General features: G+C 61.3%; 17 protein-coding genes. 10 read left to right on the top strand and 7 right to left on the bottom strand.

Annotated features, from left to right (window positions below; all coding sequences use genetic code 11):
* Position 1 precedes the first annotated feature (1 nt).
* From N2597_RS14615 to N2597_RS14640, 6 genes are all read left to right on the top strand, one after another.
* A complete protein-coding gene (locus N2597_RS14615; protein ID WP_038690477.1) occupies positions 2 to 925 on the top strand; it encodes an ABC transporter permease subunit in 924 nt (307 codons plus the stop codon).
* Complete coding sequence (locus N2597_RS14620) at positions 922 to 1,839, top strand: ABC transporter permease (protein ID WP_038690479.1); 918 nt, start codon at positions 922 to 924, stop codon at positions 1,837 to 1,839. The genes N2597_RS14615 and N2597_RS14620 overlap by 4 nt, the downstream gene beginning before the upstream one ends.
* A gap of 2 nt (positions 1,840 to 1,841) precedes the next feature.
* Complete coding sequence (locus N2597_RS14625) at positions 1,842 to 2,849, top strand: ABC transporter ATP-binding protein (protein ID WP_077989989.1); 1,008 nt, start codon at positions 1,842 to 1,844, stop codon at positions 2,847 to 2,849.
* A complete protein-coding gene (locus tag N2597_RS14630) occupies positions 2,842 to 3,828 on the top strand; it encodes an ABC transporter ATP-binding protein (RefSeq protein WP_183597065.1) in 987 nt (328 codons plus the stop codon). Before N2597_RS14625 ends, N2597_RS14630 begins: the two co-directional genes overlap by 8 nt.
* Positions 3,829 to 4,015: 187 nt before the next feature.
* Positions 4,016 to 4,357 (top strand): hypothetical protein, encoded by a 342-nt coding sequence (locus N2597_RS14635; RefSeq protein WP_038690483.1) that lies wholly within the window; start codon positions 4,016 to 4,018, stop codon positions 4,355 to 4,357.
* Between the two features lie 222 nt (positions 4,358 to 4,579).
* Positions 4,580 to 5,467, top strand: a complete 888-nt coding sequence (locus N2597_RS14640) for a sugar kinase (protein WP_210281860.1) — start codon at positions 4,580 to 4,582, stop codon at positions 5,465 to 5,467.
* A gap of 83 nt (positions 5,468 to 5,550) precedes the next feature.
* On the opposite strand, the gene gstI is transcribed toward N2597_RS14640, so the two are convergent.
* Positions 5,551 to 5,742: a glutamine synthetase translation inhibitor GstI gene (gene gstI, locus N2597_RS14645; RefSeq protein WP_010057423.1), complete on the bottom strand. Its 192-nt coding sequence runs from the start codon at positions 5,740 to 5,742 to the stop codon at positions 5,551 to 5,553.
* 407 nt (positions 5,743 to 6,149) lie between these two features.
* Here gstI and N2597_RS14650 point away from each other — a divergent pair, with 407 nt between their 5' ends.
* Positions 6,150 to 7,190 (top strand): glutamine synthetase beta-grasp domain-containing protein, encoded by a 1,041-nt coding sequence (locus N2597_RS14650; protein ID WP_038690487.1) that lies wholly within the window; start codon positions 6,150 to 6,152, stop codon positions 7,188 to 7,190.
* Positions 7,191 to 7,428: 238 nt separating this feature from the next.
* The gene (locus tag N2597_RS14655) at positions 7,429 to 8,610 is read left to right on the top strand and encodes a glycosyltransferase family 4 protein (protein ID WP_038690489.1); all 1,182 of its coding nucleotides are present in this window, start codon (positions 7,429 to 7,431) and stop codon (positions 8,608 to 8,610) included.
* 60 nt (positions 8,611 to 8,670) lie between these two features.
* Here N2597_RS14655 and N2597_RS14660 read toward each other — a convergent pair whose 3' ends face one another.
* Positions 8,671 to 9,684, bottom strand: coding sequence for an alpha/beta hydrolase (locus N2597_RS14660; RefSeq protein ID WP_183597061.1), 1,014 nt, complete (start codon positions 9,682 to 9,684; stop codon positions 8,671 to 8,673).
* 165 nt (positions 9,685 to 9,849) lie between these two features.
* Here N2597_RS14660 and N2597_RS14665 point away from each other — a divergent pair, with 165 nt between their 5' ends.
* A complete protein-coding gene (locus N2597_RS14665; RefSeq protein ID WP_038690494.1) occupies positions 9,850 to 10,299 on the top strand; it encodes a MarR family winged helix-turn-helix transcriptional regulator in 450 nt (149 codons plus the stop codon).
* Between the two features lie 311 nt (positions 10,300 to 10,610).
* On the opposite strand, the gene N2597_RS14670 is transcribed toward N2597_RS14665, so the two are convergent.
* The 4 genes from N2597_RS14670 to N2597_RS14685 all read right to left on the bottom strand — a co-directional run bounded on the left by N2597_RS14670 (position 10,611) and on the right by N2597_RS14685 (position 14,566).
* Positions 10,611 to 11,639 (bottom strand): IS5 family transposase, encoded by a 1,029-nt coding sequence (locus tag N2597_RS14670; RefSeq protein ID WP_010060521.1) that lies wholly within the window; start codon positions 11,637 to 11,639, stop codon positions 10,611 to 10,613.
* 118 nt (positions 11,640 to 11,757) lie between these two features.
* Complete coding sequence (gene der, locus N2597_RS14675) at positions 11,758 to 13,179, bottom strand: ribosome biogenesis GTPase Der (RefSeq protein ID WP_183599981.1); 1,422 nt, start codon at positions 13,177 to 13,179, stop codon at positions 11,758 to 11,760.
* A gap of 15 nt (positions 13,180 to 13,194) precedes the next feature.
* Entirely contained in the window at positions 13,195 to 13,878 is a 684-nt protein-coding gene (locus N2597_RS14680) for a tetratricopeptide repeat protein (RefSeq protein WP_183599983.1), read from the bottom strand.
* A gap of 103 nt (positions 13,879 to 13,981) precedes the next feature.
* Complete coding sequence (locus N2597_RS14685; RefSeq protein WP_096768974.1) at positions 13,982 to 14,566, bottom strand: NnrU family protein; 585 nt, start codon at positions 14,564 to 14,566, stop codon at positions 13,982 to 13,984.
* Positions 14,567 to 14,688: 122 nt separating this feature from the next.
* On the opposite strand from N2597_RS14685, the gene N2597_RS14690 reads away from it, so the two are divergent.
* Entirely contained in the window at positions 14,689 to 15,678 is a 990-nt protein-coding gene (locus N2597_RS14690) for a polysaccharide deacetylase family protein (RefSeq protein WP_183599985.1), read from the top strand.
* Between the two features lie 214 nt (positions 15,679 to 15,892).
* On the opposite strand, the gene sbmA is transcribed toward N2597_RS14690, so the two are convergent.
* Positions 15,893 to 17,158 carry a peptide antibiotic transporter SbmA gene (gene sbmA / locus N2597_RS14695; protein ID WP_183599987.1) on the bottom strand — a complete coding sequence of 422 codons (1,266 nt, stop codon included), beginning with the start codon at positions 17,156 to 17,158 and terminating at the stop codon, positions 15,893 to 15,895.
* Between the last annotated feature and the right edge of the window lie 15 nt (positions 17,159 to 17,173).

Raw genomic sequence — 17,173 nt, forward strand, 5'->3', positions numbered from 1 at the left:
CATGATCAAATACGCCCTCCGTCGCCTGCTATCGACGATCCCCGTCCTGTGGATCGCCGTCACAGCCTGCTTTTTTGTTTTGCGCCTTGCCCCCGGCGGCCCCTTCGATGGCGAAAGGCCATTGCCGCCGGTGATCCTCAAGAACCTTGCCGTTCACTACAATCTCGACAAGCCACTGATCCAGCAGTACCTGATCTATGTCGGCGACCTGCTGCGAGGCGATCTCGGTCCCTCCTTCGCCAGCGAGGATTTCACCGTCGCCCAGCAGATCATGATCGGCCTGCCCTACACCTTCACCATCGGCACCGCCGCCTTTCTGATCGCCATCATCGTCGGTGTGGCCGTCGGCTGTCTTGGCGCGCTCTACCAGAACAAGGCGCCGGATTACATTCTCGGCGCGCTGATCCTGGTTGGCGTCGTGCTGCCGAACTTCCTGATCGCGCCGATCCTGCAATTGATATTCGGCATTCACCTTGCCTGGTTCCCGGTCGGCGGCTGGGGTGACGGCTCGATCAAATACCTGATCCTGCCGATCGTCGTCCTGGCTTTGCCGCATGCCGGCCGCATCTCGCGCATCACCCGCGGCTCGATGATCGAGGTGATGAACCAGAACTTCATCCGCACCGCCAAGGCCAAGGGCATCGGCCCGCGGCTGACCGTCATGCGCCACGCGCTGAAACCCGCCATGATGCCCGTCGTTTCCTATCTGGGCCCGGCGGCAAGCTACCTTCTCACCGGCTCGCTGGTTGTCGAAAGCATCTTCGGATTGCCCGGCATCGGCCGCTATTTCGTGAACGCAGCCCTGAACCGCGATTACGGCATGGTTCTCGGGACGGTCATCTTCTACATGGTGCTGATCGTGTTCCTGAACCTTCTCGTCGACATCGCCTATGCCTGGCTCGATCCGAAAGTGAGAAACCGATGATCCTCAACCCCGCAAAACGCGAGCTGCTCGCCCAGGAGCTTCTCGAAGCAGAAGGGCTGGCGCCCGAAGGCCGCTCTCTCACCAGGGATGCGCTGCGCCGCCTCGGACGCAACAAGGCGGCCGTTCTGTCGATCGCTGTGCTGGCGCTCTTGATCCTCGCGGCCTTCCTCGGCCCCTGGTTCATACCCTTCAATTACGAGGATCCCGACTGGGCCGCCTTTCGCATCCCGCCCTCAATCGAGACCGGCCATTATTTCGGCACCGACCCGAACGGCCGCGACCTTCTGGCCCGCGTCCTTTACGGCACCCGTGTCTCCCTTGCGGTCGCACTGACGGCAACCGTCGTCTCGGTCGTCATCGGCGTGCTTTACGGGGCGATTTCCGGCTATATCGGGGGAAGGCTGGATGCGATCATGATGCGCTTCGTCGATATCATGTATGCGCTTCCCTATATCCTCTTCGTCATCCTGCTGATGGTGATCTTCGGCCGCAACGTCTATCTGCTTTTTGCCGCAATCGGTGCGCTGGAGTGGCTGACAATGGCCCGCATCGTGCGCGGCCAGACGCTGTCGATCAAGCATCGAGAGTTCATCGAGGCGGCCCGTGCCTCGGGACAGCGGCCGTTCAAGATCATCGTCAAGCACATCATTCCGAACCTGGTCGGCCCGGTGGTCATTTTCGCGGCGCTGACCGTGCCTGAAATCATCGCCACCGAAAGCTTCCTTTCCTATCTCGGCTTCGGCGTGCAGGAGCCGCTGACCTCGCTCGGCACGCTGATCGCCGAGGGAACCGACGCCATGGAAAGCATGCCCTGGCTGCTGATTTTCCCCGCCAGCTTCCTCGTGGCCCTGCTGCTCAGCCTGCTCTTCATCGGCGACGGCCTGCGCGACGCGTTCGACCCGAAGGATCGCTAAGCATGCCCCACGAAACACAAAAAGACATCCTGCTCGAACTCAACGACTATTCGATCACCTTCGCGACGCCTGACGGCGAGGTGAAGGCGGTTTCGAATATGAACCTCACCGTCCGGCGCGGCGAGCGCGTCGCGATTGTCGGCGAGTCCGGCTCCGGCAAGAGCCAGACCTTCCTCGGCATCATGGGTCTGCTGGCCAAGAACGGCGCCACGACGGGACAGGCACTGCTCGAAGGCAAGGACGTCCTGTCGCTAAAACCGCGCGAGCTCGACCAGATCCGCGGCAAAGACATGGCCATGGTCTTCCAGGATCCGATGACCGCGCTCAATCCGGCGCTGAAGATTTCGAGACAGCTGACGGAACAGCTGGAGGTTCACCGCGGCCTGACGGCACGCGCCGCATCGGACGCAGCGCTGGACATGCTGAAACGCGTCGGCATTCCCGACCCGACCCGGCGCTTCCACCTCTATCCGCACGAACTGTCAGGCGGCATGCGCCAGCGCATCGTCATTGCCATGGCACTGCTCACCAAACCGAAGCTGCTCATCGCCGATGAGCCGACGACGGCGCTCGACGTCACCATCCAGGCGCAGATCCTCGATCTCTTCAACGATCTGACCGCAGAAATGAACACGGCGCTGATCATGATCACCCACGATCTCGGCGTCGTCGCCGGCCTCGCCGACCGCGTCGCCGTCATGTATGCCGGCCGCATCGTCGAGGAGGCGCCGGTCGACGAGCTCTTCGACAACCCGGCCCATCCCTATACGGCGGCGCTGCATGCCTCCATCCCGCGACCGGATCAGGATGTCGACGACCTCGTCGTCATTCCCGGCCGCCCGCCGAACCTGCAGCACCTGCCGAAGGGCTGCAATTTCTCGCCGCGCTGTTCGCAGGTCCAGAACGATTGCATCGACCGTCCACCGCCGCTCGAGACGCTGGCACCGCGCCACTGCGCCGCCTGTTACCACCCGTTCCCGCGTCGTGAGGAGTTGCTGAACCATGGCTGAGCGATCGCTGCTGAGGGTCGAGAACCTGACGACCCAATTCGAACTGCCGGTAAAAGGCCTGTTCAAGCCGCCGGTCTTCCTCACGGCCGTCAACAATGTCAGCTTCGATCTCGCCGAAGGTCGCACGCTCGGCATCGTCGGCGAATCCGGCTGCGGCAAGTCGACGCTCGGCCGCTCCATCTTGCGGTTGTTGAAATCGCAGAAGGGCCGCATTCTCTGGCAGGGCCGCAATCTTCTCGACCTCAGTGAAGAGGAGATGCGCGCCGCGCGCCGCGACATGCAGATCATCTTCCAGGATCCGATCGCCTCGCTCGATCCGCGCATGACCGTCGGCGACATCATCGCCGAGCCGCTCACCGTCTTCGAGCCGAAGCTTTCGAAGGCCGAGCGCACCGAACGGGTCCGCCAGATCATGAGCGCTGTCGGCCTGGTGCCGGAAATGATCAACCGCTATCCGCATGAATTTTCCGGCGGCCAGGCGCAGCGCATCGGCATCGCCCGCGCCGTTGTCACCAAGCCGAAGCTGATCGTCTGCGACGAGCCGGTTTCGGCCCTCGACGTCTCGATCCAGGGCCAGGTGATCACGCTTCTGCGCAAGCTGCGCAAGGAGTTCGGCTTGACGCTGATCTTCATCAGCCACGACCTGTCAGTCGTGCGGCTGATCTCCGACGATGTGCTGGTTCTCTACCTCGGCCGTGTGGTGGAGGCGGGCGACTGCGCCACCGTCTTCGACCATCCGGCCCATCCCTATACGCAGGCGCTCTTTTCGGCCGCGCCGATCCCGGATCCGAAGCTCGCGCGCCTGCGCACCCGCATCCGCCTGCAGGGCGATCCGCCCTCGCCGCTCAACCCGCCGAAAGGCTGCGTCTTCTCGCCGCGCTGCTGGAAGGCGACCGACATCTGCCGCACTGAAATGCCTGCGATCGAGGAGGTTCGCCCCGGCCAGAAGGCCGCCTGCTACCATATGGACAGGCCATGAATGGAACGATGACCGCATGAAGCGGTCTTCGCTTCGATGACAGATCTCGCCCCTAATACGTCATCTTTTTGGGAGTGAACTGTTCCGAAAACGGACTTATTTCGGAATCTATAGTCTCCGATAACAAAGATTTAGATGCGGATATGCTATCCCTTCTTCGCCCAATCATGGGCGGGGGAACGCATACATGAAATCGAAAGTCTCTGGATTGATCGCGCTTGCCGCCGCGATCATCGCCGCCTCAGCCGTGCCGTCGCGTGCCGAAGATCTGAAGTTCCAGCTCACCAACGGGACCAGTTCCGTCCTGACGCGCTTCTACAGTTCGCCGACCGGCGTCAATAGCTGGGAAGAAGATGTCTTCGGCGAGAATGTCCTCAATCCGGGCGAGACCGTCAACATCACCATCGCCGACGGCCGCACCGTCTGCAAATACGACATGCGCTTCGAGTTCGACGAAAACTCGGACCTCGACACGACCGAGGATACGCAGGACCTTTGCGCGCTCGGCAGCTACACCATCCACGAATAATCAACCTTCGCCGGTACCCGCCTTCGCCTTGTCCGCGAAGGCGGGCTTTTCATTTCCGGCGATACCGGCGCCCACAACATCAATGCTTGTCACTCCGCCCGGCTCCGCGTATCAGCGGATGAAGCGTCAATTCAAAGCGATAGAGCGGCCTGTCGGATCAGGTGGCGCTCATGCCGGGAGGACAAGGTGAGCGGAAGACGGTTTCTATCGATCGGTGAATGCATGGTGGAGCTCTCGCAGGCCGGTGACGGACTGTTGCGCAAGGGCTTTGCCGGCGATACTTTCAACACCGCCTGGTATGCCCGCGCCTGCCTTGGCCCCGACTGGTCGGTCGATTATTTCACCGCCCTCGGCGACGACACCATGTCGGACGAGATGGTCGCTTTCATCGACAAATCAGGCATCGGCACGAGCCTGATCCGGCGCATCAGGGGCAGGACGCCCGGCCTCTATATGATCAGTCTGAAGAACGGCGAGCGCTCCTTCAGCTACTGGCGCGACAGCTCGGCCGCCCGCAGCCTTGCCGCCGATCCCGACCGCCTGCGCGAAGCGGTGGAAGGCGCCGACCTCGTCTATTTCTCCGGCATCACCCTAGCCATTCTGCCGCAAGAGGATGCCACGACACTGCTCGCCGAAATCCGCCGCGCCAAGGCGGCCGGCAAGCTTGTGGTCTTCGACCCGAACATCCGTCCTCGCCTCTGGTCGAGTTACGACGTGATGCATGCGACGATCAGCGAAGGCGCCCGCTCTTCCGTGCTGGTCATGCCGAGTTTCGACGACGAAGCCGCGCATTTCGGCGACGATTCCATCGAGGCGACGATTCAACGCTATCGCGCCCTAGGCGCTGCCAATGTCGTCGTCAAGAACGGCGCGGACGGCGTTCGCTTGAATTTCGCCGGCGACGAGACCTTCGTTCCGGCCGAGAAAGTGGAGACAGTGGTCGATACGACCAGCGCCGGCGACAGTTTCAACGGCGCCTTTCTCGCCCGCTATCTGGAAACCCGGGACGCGCCGACCGCCGCCAGCTTCGCCGCGAAAGTGGCGGCCCGCGTCGTCAGTGAGCATGGCGCCTTGGTCGCCAAGGAAAAGCTCGGATTGAGCGGGCGCTAAGCCCGCGCATGACGACCACCATAGGAACGCCATGCGCGGGCGCTCCCCGCGGTATCGGCGTTACCGCCGCAGGTATCAAGCAATCAGGACTTCGTCGGCCGATCGGACTCGCGAACCGCCTCGTCATGATACCAGCAGCTGTCGAGCGCCGCGTCGCAGACATCGGCTGCCTCGCGCTCCATCAGCCGGGCGCGTTCGAACCGGCTGGGGGTCCGCGCCGGCTTGACGGGGAACTGGTAGATCGTTGCGGATTCACGATGGAAACCGGTGGGCATAAGATCGCCTCCATTCCGTTCGGCGCATCAACATTCGACGTCGCGACCTTAGCACGATGCACATAGTTTACGCAAATTGCACAAAATATATGCATGCATATATTGTGATTGATCGACATGCCGTCCCCGCGGCGAGCGTCCGCCTATTTGTTCAACACTTCATCACCTCGGGCTAACGCCGGAATTTTCATCCGGTTCCAAAGCCGAAAATCCGTTTTCGCGCCGAAAGCGGGCATTTCGGTCACAGAGAATGCGTGTCGGGCGGCTGATGTGCATATTTTCTTGTCAAGACAGCCGAACTGGCACGCTACGTGCTTTTAAAGGTGCATCCCCTGGCGGTTGGATGCGCTCATGCGCCGAGATCGTCTCCGGATTTGCTCACCTTCGTAGCATTTGAGAGAGTCACGATGACAAAATATAAGCTCGAGTATATTTGGCTCGATGGGTACACTCCGGTACCGAACCTGCGTGGCAAGACGCAGATCAAGGAATTCGACGCATTCCCGACGCTGGAACAGCTTCCGCTCTGGGGCTTCGACGGTTCGTCGACCATGCAGGCCGAAGGCCGCAGCTCCGATTGTGTGCTGAAGCCCGTCGCCATCTATCCCGACCCCGCCCGCACCAACGGCGTTCTGGTCATGTGCGAAGTCATGATGCCCGATGGCGTCACACCGCACCCGAGCAACGCCCGCGCCACCATCCTTGACGATGAAGATGCGTGGTTCGGCTTTGAGCAGGAATATTTCTTCTACCAGAACGGCCGTCCGCTCGGCTTCCCCGAGCAGGGCTACCCGGCTCCGCAGGGCCCCTACTACACCGGCGTCGGCTATTCGAACGTCGGCGACGTCGCCCGCGAAATCGTCGAAGAACATCTCGACCTGTGCCTGGCTGCCGGCATCAACCACGAAGGCATCAATGCCGAAGTGGCCAAGGGCCAGTGGGAATTCCAGATTTTCGGCAAGGGCTCCAAGAAGGCCGCCGACCAGATCTGGATGGCGCGCTACCTGCTGCAGCGCCTGACGGAAAAATACGGCATTGACATTGAGTATCATTGCAAGCCGCTCGGCGACACCGACTGGAACGGTTCGGGCATGCATTGCAATTTCTCGACCAAGTACATGCGCGAAGTCGGCGGCAAGGCCTATTTCGAAGCGCTGATGGCGCAGTTCGAAAAGAACCTGATGGACCACATCAACGTCTACGGCCCGGACAATGACAAGCGCCTGACCGGCAAACACGAAACGGCGCCGTGGAACAAGTTCTCCTACGGCGTTGCCGACCGCGGCGCTTCCATCCGCGTGCCGCACTCCTTCATCAAGAACGACTACAAGGGCTATCTGGAAGATCGCCGCCCGAACTCGCAGGGCTGCCCCTACCAGATCGCTTCCCAGGTTCTGAAGACGATCTCGGAAGTTCCTCTCTCCGGCTCGGCTTCCGCTGCAGCTTAACCTCCCAAGCGGCGCCGGTCCCGGACCGGCGCCGTCATTCTTTCTGCCTGAGAAACACGATCGGCCGCTGACATATTCGCGGCGAACGCGCCGCTAAACGCCTGCAAATGCTGGGATGCGGCTGTAATATTTCCATCATGGTCATGCCTCAAAATAGGCAGGCGGGAATCGCCGTTCCGGAACCCCGCTATGGGGCTGAGCGTTGTCATATCACTGCGACGCGGATGGAAATCACGACATGCTGCAACGTCCGGCAAACACTTATAGCGGCGAGAGCTGGGCCAATGCCGCGGCCGCCGGAAATCTGCCGGAACGGCTGGTGATCGTCACCGACGCCTGGCACCCCCAGGTCAACGGCGTCGTTCGCTCGATCGAGAACACCAATCGCGAACTGGCGAAGATGGGCGTCGAGGTGTCGATGGTCACGCCGGAGCGCTTCAACAGCATCCCCTGCCCGACCTATCCCGAGATCCGCCTGTCGATCGCCAGTTACCGCCGCGTCGCGCGCGAGATCGAAAAGCATCATCCCACCTATGTGCACATCGCCACCGAAGGTCCGCTGGGGCTGACCGCCCGCCGCTGGTGCCTGCGCAAGGGCATGCCCTTCTCCACCAGCTATCACACCCGCTTTCCGGAATATGTTTCCGCCCGCCTGCCGATCCCGCAGAGCTGGCTCTATGCCTTCGTGCGCTGGTTCCACAATGGCGGCGCCGGCTGCATGGTCGCGACACCGAGCCTTGCCCGCGATCTGTCGGCCCGCGGCATCAAGAACCTGATGCCCTGGACCCGCGGCATCGACGCCACGCAATTCCATCCTATGCCGCTCGAACAGGAGCCATTCGGCCTCCCTCGCCCGATCTTCATGACGGTTGGCCGTGTCGCGCTAGAAAAGAACCTGCCGGCCTTTCTCGATCTCGACCTGCCCGGCTCGAAGGTTGTCGTCGGCGATGGCCCGGCACGCGCCGAACTGGAGCAGCGCTATCCGAATGTGCATTTTACCGGCGTGAAATTCGGCGAGGACCTGGCCAAAATCTATGCCCAGGCCGACGTCTTCGTCTTTCCCTCGCTCACCGACACCTTCGGCAACACCATCCTCGAGGCGCTGGCATCGGGCGTACCGGTCGCCGCTTACCCCGTCACCGGTCCGCTCGACATCATCGGCGAAGACAGCGAGGTTGGCGCGCTGGATGCGGACTTGCGCACTGCCTGTCTGGCCGCCCTCTCCGCCTCGCGTGAAAAGGCGCGCGCGCTTGCCATGCAATATTCCTGGGAAGCGGCGACGACGCAGTTCATCAACAATATCCGCGCCGCCAATGGCGTCATCACGCCGAAATGGAAGAAGGCCTGGCAGTTTGCCAAGTCGCTTCCGAGAAGCCGAAAGCCCGGCGAAACCGCCGGGCCACTGCCGTCTGCAGACTGAAGCAATTCCAGCAAATTTGAAGCGGTTTGCTGAAATCGCGTGGAAAGAACGCTGATCGATTTACTTGTGCAAGGCGTTATGCAGCGTGTCGTTCGCGACCTTGATTGCACTGCGGACCGCTGGCGTTTCGGTGATCGCATTCAGCAGTACAAAATCGTGGATCGTACCGTTGTAGCGGATCGAGGTGACCTTCACGCCGGCCTGGCTAAGCTTGCGGCCATAGGCCTCGCCTTCGTCGCGCAACACATCGTTTTCATCGGTGATGATAAGGGCCGGCGGCAGGCCATTGAGCTGCTCGAGCGATGCCTGCAGCGGTGAAGCCGTCGGTTCTTTGCGCTTGGCCTCATCAGGCAGATAGGCGTTCCAGAACCACTTCATTGCTCCCTTGGTCAGCCACGGGCCATTGGCGAACTCATTATAGGAACCATTGTCGAAATTGGCGTCGGTGACGGGATAGAACAGCACCTGCTGGTCGATGCCGGGGCCGCCGCGCTCCTTGGCAAGCAGCGTCACCACGGCCGCCATATTGCCGCCGACGCTGTCGCCTGCGACCGCAAGCCTGCCGGCGTCTACATTGAATTCCTTGGCATGTTCGGCGACATATTTGGTCGCGGCATAGGCCTGTTCGATCGCCACGGGATAGCGGGCCTCCGGCGAGCGATCGTAATCAACGACGACGACCGCGGCATCGGCGCCATTGGCAATCTCGCGCACCAGCCGGTCATGCGTGCCGGCATCACCCAACACCCAGCCGCCGCCATGGAAGTAGAGAATAACCGGCAGCGTACCCTTGGCATGTTCCGGGCGGACAATGCGCAGCTTGATGCTGCCGGTCGGGCCTGATTTGATCACCTTGTCTTCTTCCTTGGCCGCCAGCTTCTTGACATCGCCCTTCTGTGCACCCGCCAGTACATTGCGGGCATCGGCCGGTGTCAGGGTGTAGATCGGCTGGCCGCCTGCCAGGCTATCGATGAACTTCTGCGTTGTCGGCTCGAGCACCGGGTCGGCCAGTGCGCCGACGGCGGAAGCTGCCAGGAGTGCCGCTGCGGAAACTGCGGTCTTGATGGTCGACATTGGGTCTTGTCCTCTCGGTTTTTGAATGTTCGTCCTGAACACAGCTTTTATATCTCGCACGATCATTTATTGCACAACTTAAATTTTGGCATGCCTGCCATGCATAAAAATCGTTTCCGATTATTTGCCGCACGATATAATACCAGCTGCTTTTGGAGATGCCCCATGCAGGATCCGCTGAAGCTCGATGTTTTCATCTGCTTTGCCGTCTATACAGCGAGCCACGCGCTGAACCGCGTCTACAAGCCGCTTCTTGACACGCTCGGCCTCACCTATCCGCAATATCTGGCCATGGTCGCGCTGTGGGAACAGGACGACCAAACGGTCAGCGGCCTCGGTGAAAAGCTATACCTGGAATCGAGCACGCTGACGCCGCTTCTCAAACGCCTGGAAAGCGCCGGCTATATCAGGCGCGAACGCAGCCGCGAGGACGAACGCGTCGTCGTCATTCGTCTGAGCGAAGCCGGCATTCGCCTTAAGGAAAAAGCGATCGGCATTCCTGGCTGCATCGCGGAAGCGAGCGGCCGTGACGCGGCGGATCTCACCCGGCTCCGGGCCGAGATCGTGGCGCTGCGCGAGGCGCTGAATGGAAGCGTGAATCTAGACGCTAGATAGCTGGAGCAGCTAGCGTGGCGCTTGGGATACCCCCATCTGCCCTGCCGGGCATCTCCCCCACAAGGAGGGAGGTCGGCAAGAGGTTGGACCGTCGATCCTTATCTTGCGCTCGGAGTAACTATCCGCCAGTTGTTGGGGAAACCCTAACGCCCATCCGATCTCCCCCCTTGTGGGACTGTTGCATAACCGGCGTTGCAGCTTGGGTCAGGCGATTGCCGTCATCTGTGCTTGCCCCGCTTCGGTGTGTGGCGGGGTGATGGTGGCTGAATTTGATGATTTGGCAGGCAGCTGGACGGAGTCCGCCCCTTGGGTCAGCTGGTCAGCGTCACCCAGCGGCGCATATTGAAGGCGATCGCGGTCATCAACACCTGGGCTTCGGCCTTGGCCAGGCCGCGATAGCGGATGAGCGACAGGCCCATGCGCCGTTTCCATGTAGCAAAGGTCGTCTCGACGGCCGCCCGCCGCCTGGCGATCAGCGTGTTCAGGCGCTGCAGCCGGGGCGGCAATGTCTTATGGTGTTTGTTGGGCCGGCGCATCAGTCGGGCCTTGATGCCTCTGGCCTTTAACTCTTTGGCCCGAGCATGGGTATGATAGGCGCTGTCGGCCAAAACCGCCCGTTCGTCGCCGCAGATCAGCGCCTCGGCGCAGACCGTGTCGTTGACATTGGCCGGCGTCGTCTTCACCCGGCGGATCAGGCCGGAGTCCTGATCGACGCCGACATGGGCCTTGTAGCCATAAGACGAGCCCTGCCGGCCCTTGCGGCGCGTGAAGCGGGCATCGGGATCGCTCAGCCTGAGCGGCGAGGCCCCATCCCTATCGGCCGGCTGGTCGTCCACTGACTGTTCCGGCACCTGCTGCCCGGGCAGTCGCTCGCGGGGTGGGCGCGCCGCGCCGGTCTCGATGATCGTCGCATCCAGCATCGTGCCGCGCCGCAGGATGAGCCCGGCCGCGTCCAATTGCCGGTCGAGTTCGCCAAACAGCTTCTCCAAGACACCGGCTTCGGTCAAAAGGTTGCGGAACCGACACAGCGTCGTGTGGTCGGGAACGGCCGCCTCCAGGCTCAGCCCGGCAAAACGGCGAAACGACAGCCGGTCATACAGGGCCTCTTCCAATTCCGCATCCGAAAGACCGTACAGCGACTGCAGCAGCAGCGCCTTGAACATCACCAGCGGTGGATAGGCCGGCCGACCGGCCGACGCCTCGGCCCGCAGCCCCCGCAACAGCTTCTCGAATCGATACCACTTCACCAGACCAGATAGGCGGTCCAGACGCCCGCTGCCGCCTGCCTGCGGCAACAACGCATCAACAAAGCTGAATTGACCCGTCTGCTTCACCGCCATCCAAATCATCTCCGTTCAAAAACAACGGAATCATATTCTCAGCATTTTGCAACAGTCCCCTTGTGGGGGAGATGCCCGGCAGGGCAGAGGGGGTGTCCCAAACACCAACGCCAAAAACCTAGGTCCGCTTTTTCTTCGATTCGAACGGATTCTCAGCCGAACGGAAATGGATGCGGATCGGCACGCTCGGCATGTCGAAATCGGCGCGCAGCCCATTGATCAGATAGCGCGTATAGGATTCCGGCAGCGCGTCGGAACGGGTGCAGGAGATCATGAAGGCCGGCGGGCGGGCCTTGACCTGGGTCATGTATTTCAGCTTGATGCGCCGGCCGGACACGGCCGGTGGCGGATGCTGGATCTGCTGCGTTTCCAGCCAGCGGTTGAGCCGTGCCGTCGAGATGCGCTTGTTCCAAACCTTGTCCGTGTCGATGATCGACTGCATCAGCTTGTCCAGTCCCCAGCCGGTCTGGCCGGAGATCGGCACCGCGCGAATGCCGCGCGCCTGCGGCAGCAGACGGTCGGTCTTTTCGCGCAGGTCGGCAAGCACCGCCTGCCGGTCCTCGATCATGTCCCACTTGTTGAAGGCGAGAACGGCGGCGCGCCCCTCGCGCAGCACGAGATCGACGATCTGCAGGTCCTGTTTCTCGAAAGGGATCGTCGCGTCGAAGACGATAACCACCGTCTCGGCAAAACGGATGGCGCGCAGAGCATCGGCGACTGAAAGCTTCTCCAGCTTCTCGGTTACCCGGGCCTTACGGCGCATGCCTGCGGTGTCGAACATCTTGATGGTGCGGCCGCGCCAATCCCATTCAACCGAGATGGAGTCACGGGTGATGCCGGCCTCCGGCCCGGTCAACAGCCGGTCCTCGCCGAGGAAACGGTTGATCAGCGTCGACTTGCCCGCATTCGGCCGGCCGACGATCGCCACCCTAAGCGGCTTGGTGTCGTCATAGATCGGCTCTTCGTCCTCGCCGTCGTTCTCGTTTTCACCCGCCGGAATATCGACATCGGTAACCGCGACATCCTCCTTGGCATAGGCGCGGTCCTTGCCGATCGCCTCGACGATCGCGTCGCGCAGGTCGAGCATGCCCTCTCCGTGCTCGGCCGAAATCGGCGTCGGCTCGCCAAGCCCCAGTGTATAGGCGTCGTAGAAGCCGCTGTCGGAGCCGCGCGCTTCGGATTTATTGGCGACGAGCACCACCGGCTTGCCGCGCCGGCGCAACATTTCGGCAAGAGCGGTATCAACAGGCGTCAGCCCGTTCTTGGCATCGACGACGAAAAGTGAAAGATCGGCCTCATCGATCGCCGCCTCCGTCTGGGCGCGCATCCGGCCCTGCAGACTTTCCTCGTCGGCCTCTTCGAGGCCGGCCGTATCGATGATGGTGAAGTTCAGGCCCATCAGCCGCGCTTCGCCCGGCCGGCGGTCACGGGTCACGCCGGGCGTATCATCGACGAGCGCAAGCTTCTTGCCCACCAGGCGGTTGAAAAGCGTCGACTTGCCGACATTCGGACGACCGACGATGGCGACCGTGAAACTCATTCTTTTTCCTTAAACTCAGCCCTGCGCGGCGGGCGCCTTGCCGGATGCGGTAATGAGATCAAGCATCATCTGGGCGCGATTGGCAACAGGACGCGGGCTTTCGGCGTCGTCGACAATCGACTGGAACCATTGCCGCGCCTGCGCCATGTTGCCGGCCTTATAGGAGGCCAGACCAAGCGCTTCACGCGCCGAATGGCGGAAGGCATTGCCCGGCACCGTCATTTCCTCAACCGCGGCCGAAACCTGCTCATAGGAGCCGTTCTCGATCAGCAGCCAGCCGGCACGCATCCTGGCGGCGTCGCGCACGGCGGCCGGCACACTATTGTCCTTGCCGATCTCGTTGAAGGCGGTGATCGCCGCGCCGGCGTCGCCCTTCTGCGCCTGAACGGTTGCGGCCCGCATGCGCGCCAGCACCGGATAGGCGCCATGGCCTTCCTTCTCCAGCTTGCCGAGCGCGGCCAGCGCCTCATCGTTCTTGTTCTCGTCGGCAAGCTTCATCGCCGCCAGGAACTGATCGCCGGCGCCGGAGGAGCGGGTATCGTCCCAATATTCAAAGAGAACCTTGCCGGCGGTGCCGACGACGATCAGGACGGCAGCGACGATGATATAGCGGCCGAACCGGCGCCAGACGCCCTTCATCTGGTCGGACCGCAATTCCTCATTGACTTCACGGATGAAGCTGTCGTCGTTGAATGCCATTCTTATCTCCGGCCGCGGCAATACCCATAGGCTGTGCGCTACGCACATTGCCGGGCCTTCTACCCCATTTTGCCGCGGTTGTAAGGGGGATATGAAAGATTCGTTACATCACGAGCGGCGAAACGCCGATCAGCCATTCGTGCAGCTTCCAGATGATCAGCGCCCAGGCAACGACGCCGATGAAAACACCATAGAGATCGTATTTGGCCGAGACGAAGGGGCGCAGCGTGATCTCGCCTGCGCGCTCGCGCCGCTTCAGGGAGATGCGCAGGATGACGCCCCAGGCGAGAAACGCGGCAAACAGCAGGACGGACGATGTCTCGCCATTGGCGAGCAGATGCGCCAGCGCCCAGATCTTGACCGACAGAACCATCGGATGTTTCGTTTTGGTGGCAATATGCCCCGCCGGCAGCAGCGAGGCGACGAGACAGATCATCGCGATCAGCATCAGCGTGATCGCGATATGAGCCGTCCAAACCGGCGGATTATAGAGCATGCCCGTCACCTGACGGGCCTGCCCGAATCCGTAGATCAAGAGGATCAGCGTGAGGATGCTTGCGATCGAGTAGCCGGCCCGCCAGCCCCTTTCGCCGAAGCTGGCGATCATCGACTGGCGAAAGCCGGGAGCCACCACCCTCACCAGATGCACGCCGAGGAAAAGTATGATGCCGATGATAAGCAATGTCATTGCGGGTCCCTTCCGTGCAGTTTGTCATGGCTTAGCGGCTGACGGGAAAAAATACCAGTTGAGACCGCAGCTTCGCCGCAATTCTATCCGAGGGAAACCGCGATCAAATTGTCGCGGTGTCCATGTCCCGTCTTCTCCTCTCCACCTGCCTGACGGCTTCGTTCCTCCTCCCTGTTATCGCCGAGGCGGCTGACCGGCCGAAACAGCTCGTCATCATTTCCTTCGATGGCGCCCACGACAATGCGCTCTGGCTGAAAAGCCGCGAGATGGCGGCGAGAAATGGCGCCCATTTCACCTATTTCCTCTCCTGCACCTTCCTGATGAACGAGGCGGCGAAGAAGGCCTACCAGGCGCCCCACCAGAAACGCGGCAAATCGAATGTCGGCTTCGCCCAGAGCGACGACGAGATCCGCGAGCGCCTCGGCAATATCTGGCACGCCCATCTCGAGGGTCACGACATATCCAGCCATGCCTGCGGTCATTTCGACGGCCGCCTCTGGAGCGAGTCCGACTGGTCGGCCGAATATGCGACCTTTCATGCAACTCTGAAGAACGCCTGGAAGAGCGTCGACCTCGACGAGCCGGCCGGCTGGCAGGACCTTGTCGATCACGGCATCAAAGGCTTTCGCGCCCCCTATCTCTCGGCAACGGCAGGCGCAGACATGATCGCCGCCGAAAAGAAGGCCGGCTTCACTTACGATGCAAGCCTCGTCACCAAAGGTCCGGCCATGCCAGTCGAAGAAGACGGCATCATCCGCTTCGGCCTGCCGCTGATCCCCGAAGGCCCGAGCGAGAAGCCGATCATCGGCATGGACTACAATCTCTTCGTCCGCCACTCCAAGGGCGAGGAGGACAGGACGGATTCGAAGGAGTTCGAGGACCGCGCCTACGCCGCCTTCTCCCAGGCCTTCGACCGCCAGTACAACGGCAGCCGCATCCCCCTCCAGCTCGGCTTCCACTTCGTCGAAATGAACGGCGGCGCCTACTGGCGGGCGCTGGACCGGCTCGTCAGCGACGTCTGCCATCGAGCCGATGTGGCCTGCGTCAGCTATTCCGAAGCGATCCCGATGATCGAGGCGCGCGGGAAACTGCAGCAGACATCGGGTTTGTGACGGGCGCGTTTATATTGCCGGGACGACGTGCCGTGCCGCCCCTTCATCCGACCCTTCGGGCCACCTTCTCCCCGCCGGGGAGAAGAAGGAGCAAGTGGCAAGGCCGCGATTCCCCCTTCTCCCCAGCGGGGAGAAGGTGCCCGTTAGGGCGGATGAGGGGGCCTGGCGGCACAGCAGGCATTAAAGCCCCGCTCATCGGTCCAAGCCTTATCCCTCAACCATCAGCATGCACAACACCGGCTTCACGCTCGAGGTAACGCTGATCGATATCCGGCAGCGGTTCGTCGTCGATCGCCGCTTCGAAGGCCTTGAGGCGCTTATGGATGGAGAGCAGTTCGATGATCGTCGTCCAGGAATTGACCAGATATTGGAAGGAGTTGCTGACTTGGCCGAAAGCGGTCGAGATCTGCTGGTAGATACCATAGGTGATGGCACCGGCCACGATCGTCGGCACCAGCATGAAGACCACGAATAGCGCGTCCGCCTGGATATAGAAATAACGGGCGACGTTGAAATACATGTAGTGGAAATACATTCGGTAGTAGTTGCGCCGAACGTTGTTGAAGAGCTCTCGGACCGTCAGCGGCTGGGCTCTGTCCGCATAGTCCTCACCATAAACCAGTTCCTTACGATAGGCCGCTTCGACGCGCTGATTGCGGAAGTTCAGCCCCGGCAGCTTGATACCCGCCACCGCAAGAAGCAGCGTGCCAAACGCCGACCAGAACAGCGCCAGCCAGAAGAGCGAATTCGCCACAGGGCCGATGACCGGCAGTTCGGTCACGTAGTGCGAGAGCGCCAGGAGGATCGGAAGGAACACCACGAGCGTCATCACCGAATTGATAAGGCTGATGCCAAGGCTTTCGAGCGTGCTCGAAAAGCGCATCGTATCTTCCTGAACGCGCTGCGACGCGCCTTCGATGTGGCGCAGCTTTTCCCACTTCGACATATAGAAATTATTCATCGCCGTTCGCCAACGGAAGATGTAGTGGCTGGTGAAGAAGTCGGTCATGATCGACACGAACATGCTGAGGAATGCGATCTGGCAGAATATCAACATCAGGCTGTAAAAATTGTCGACCGTAATACCCGGCTTCTTCGCCATCGCATCCACTAAAAGATCGCCGAAGGGCCGGCGCCAGTTGTTGATCACGACCGAGATCTGGACGCCGAAATAGGTGACGAAAATGATGAGCGCCGAACCCCAGATCGACCACAGCTTCCAGGGATGGTGCAGCGCCCTCAGATGCCATGCGCCGCAGAAGATCACCGCCGACAGGAGGAAGTAGCTGTAGAACCAGATATTCTCGGGCAGCAGGAAGAAAGAAAGGTCGATCGGCTGCTGCTCTTCCGCAACCGGCACAAAGCCGAGCGACGCACCGAGACCCTCAGCGAAAAAATACCAGCCGAATATTGAAATCAGTGTCCACACGACAAGCGAAATGAAAAACAGCTTCGGCTGGGGAAAAAACGAGTGAAACACGGGGGGCTTTGCTTT

Source organism: Rhizobium sophoriradicis (assembly GCF_025200795.1).
Classification (GTDB): domain Bacteria; phylum Pseudomonadota; class Alphaproteobacteria; order Rhizobiales; family Rhizobiaceae; genus Rhizobium; species Rhizobium sophoriradicis.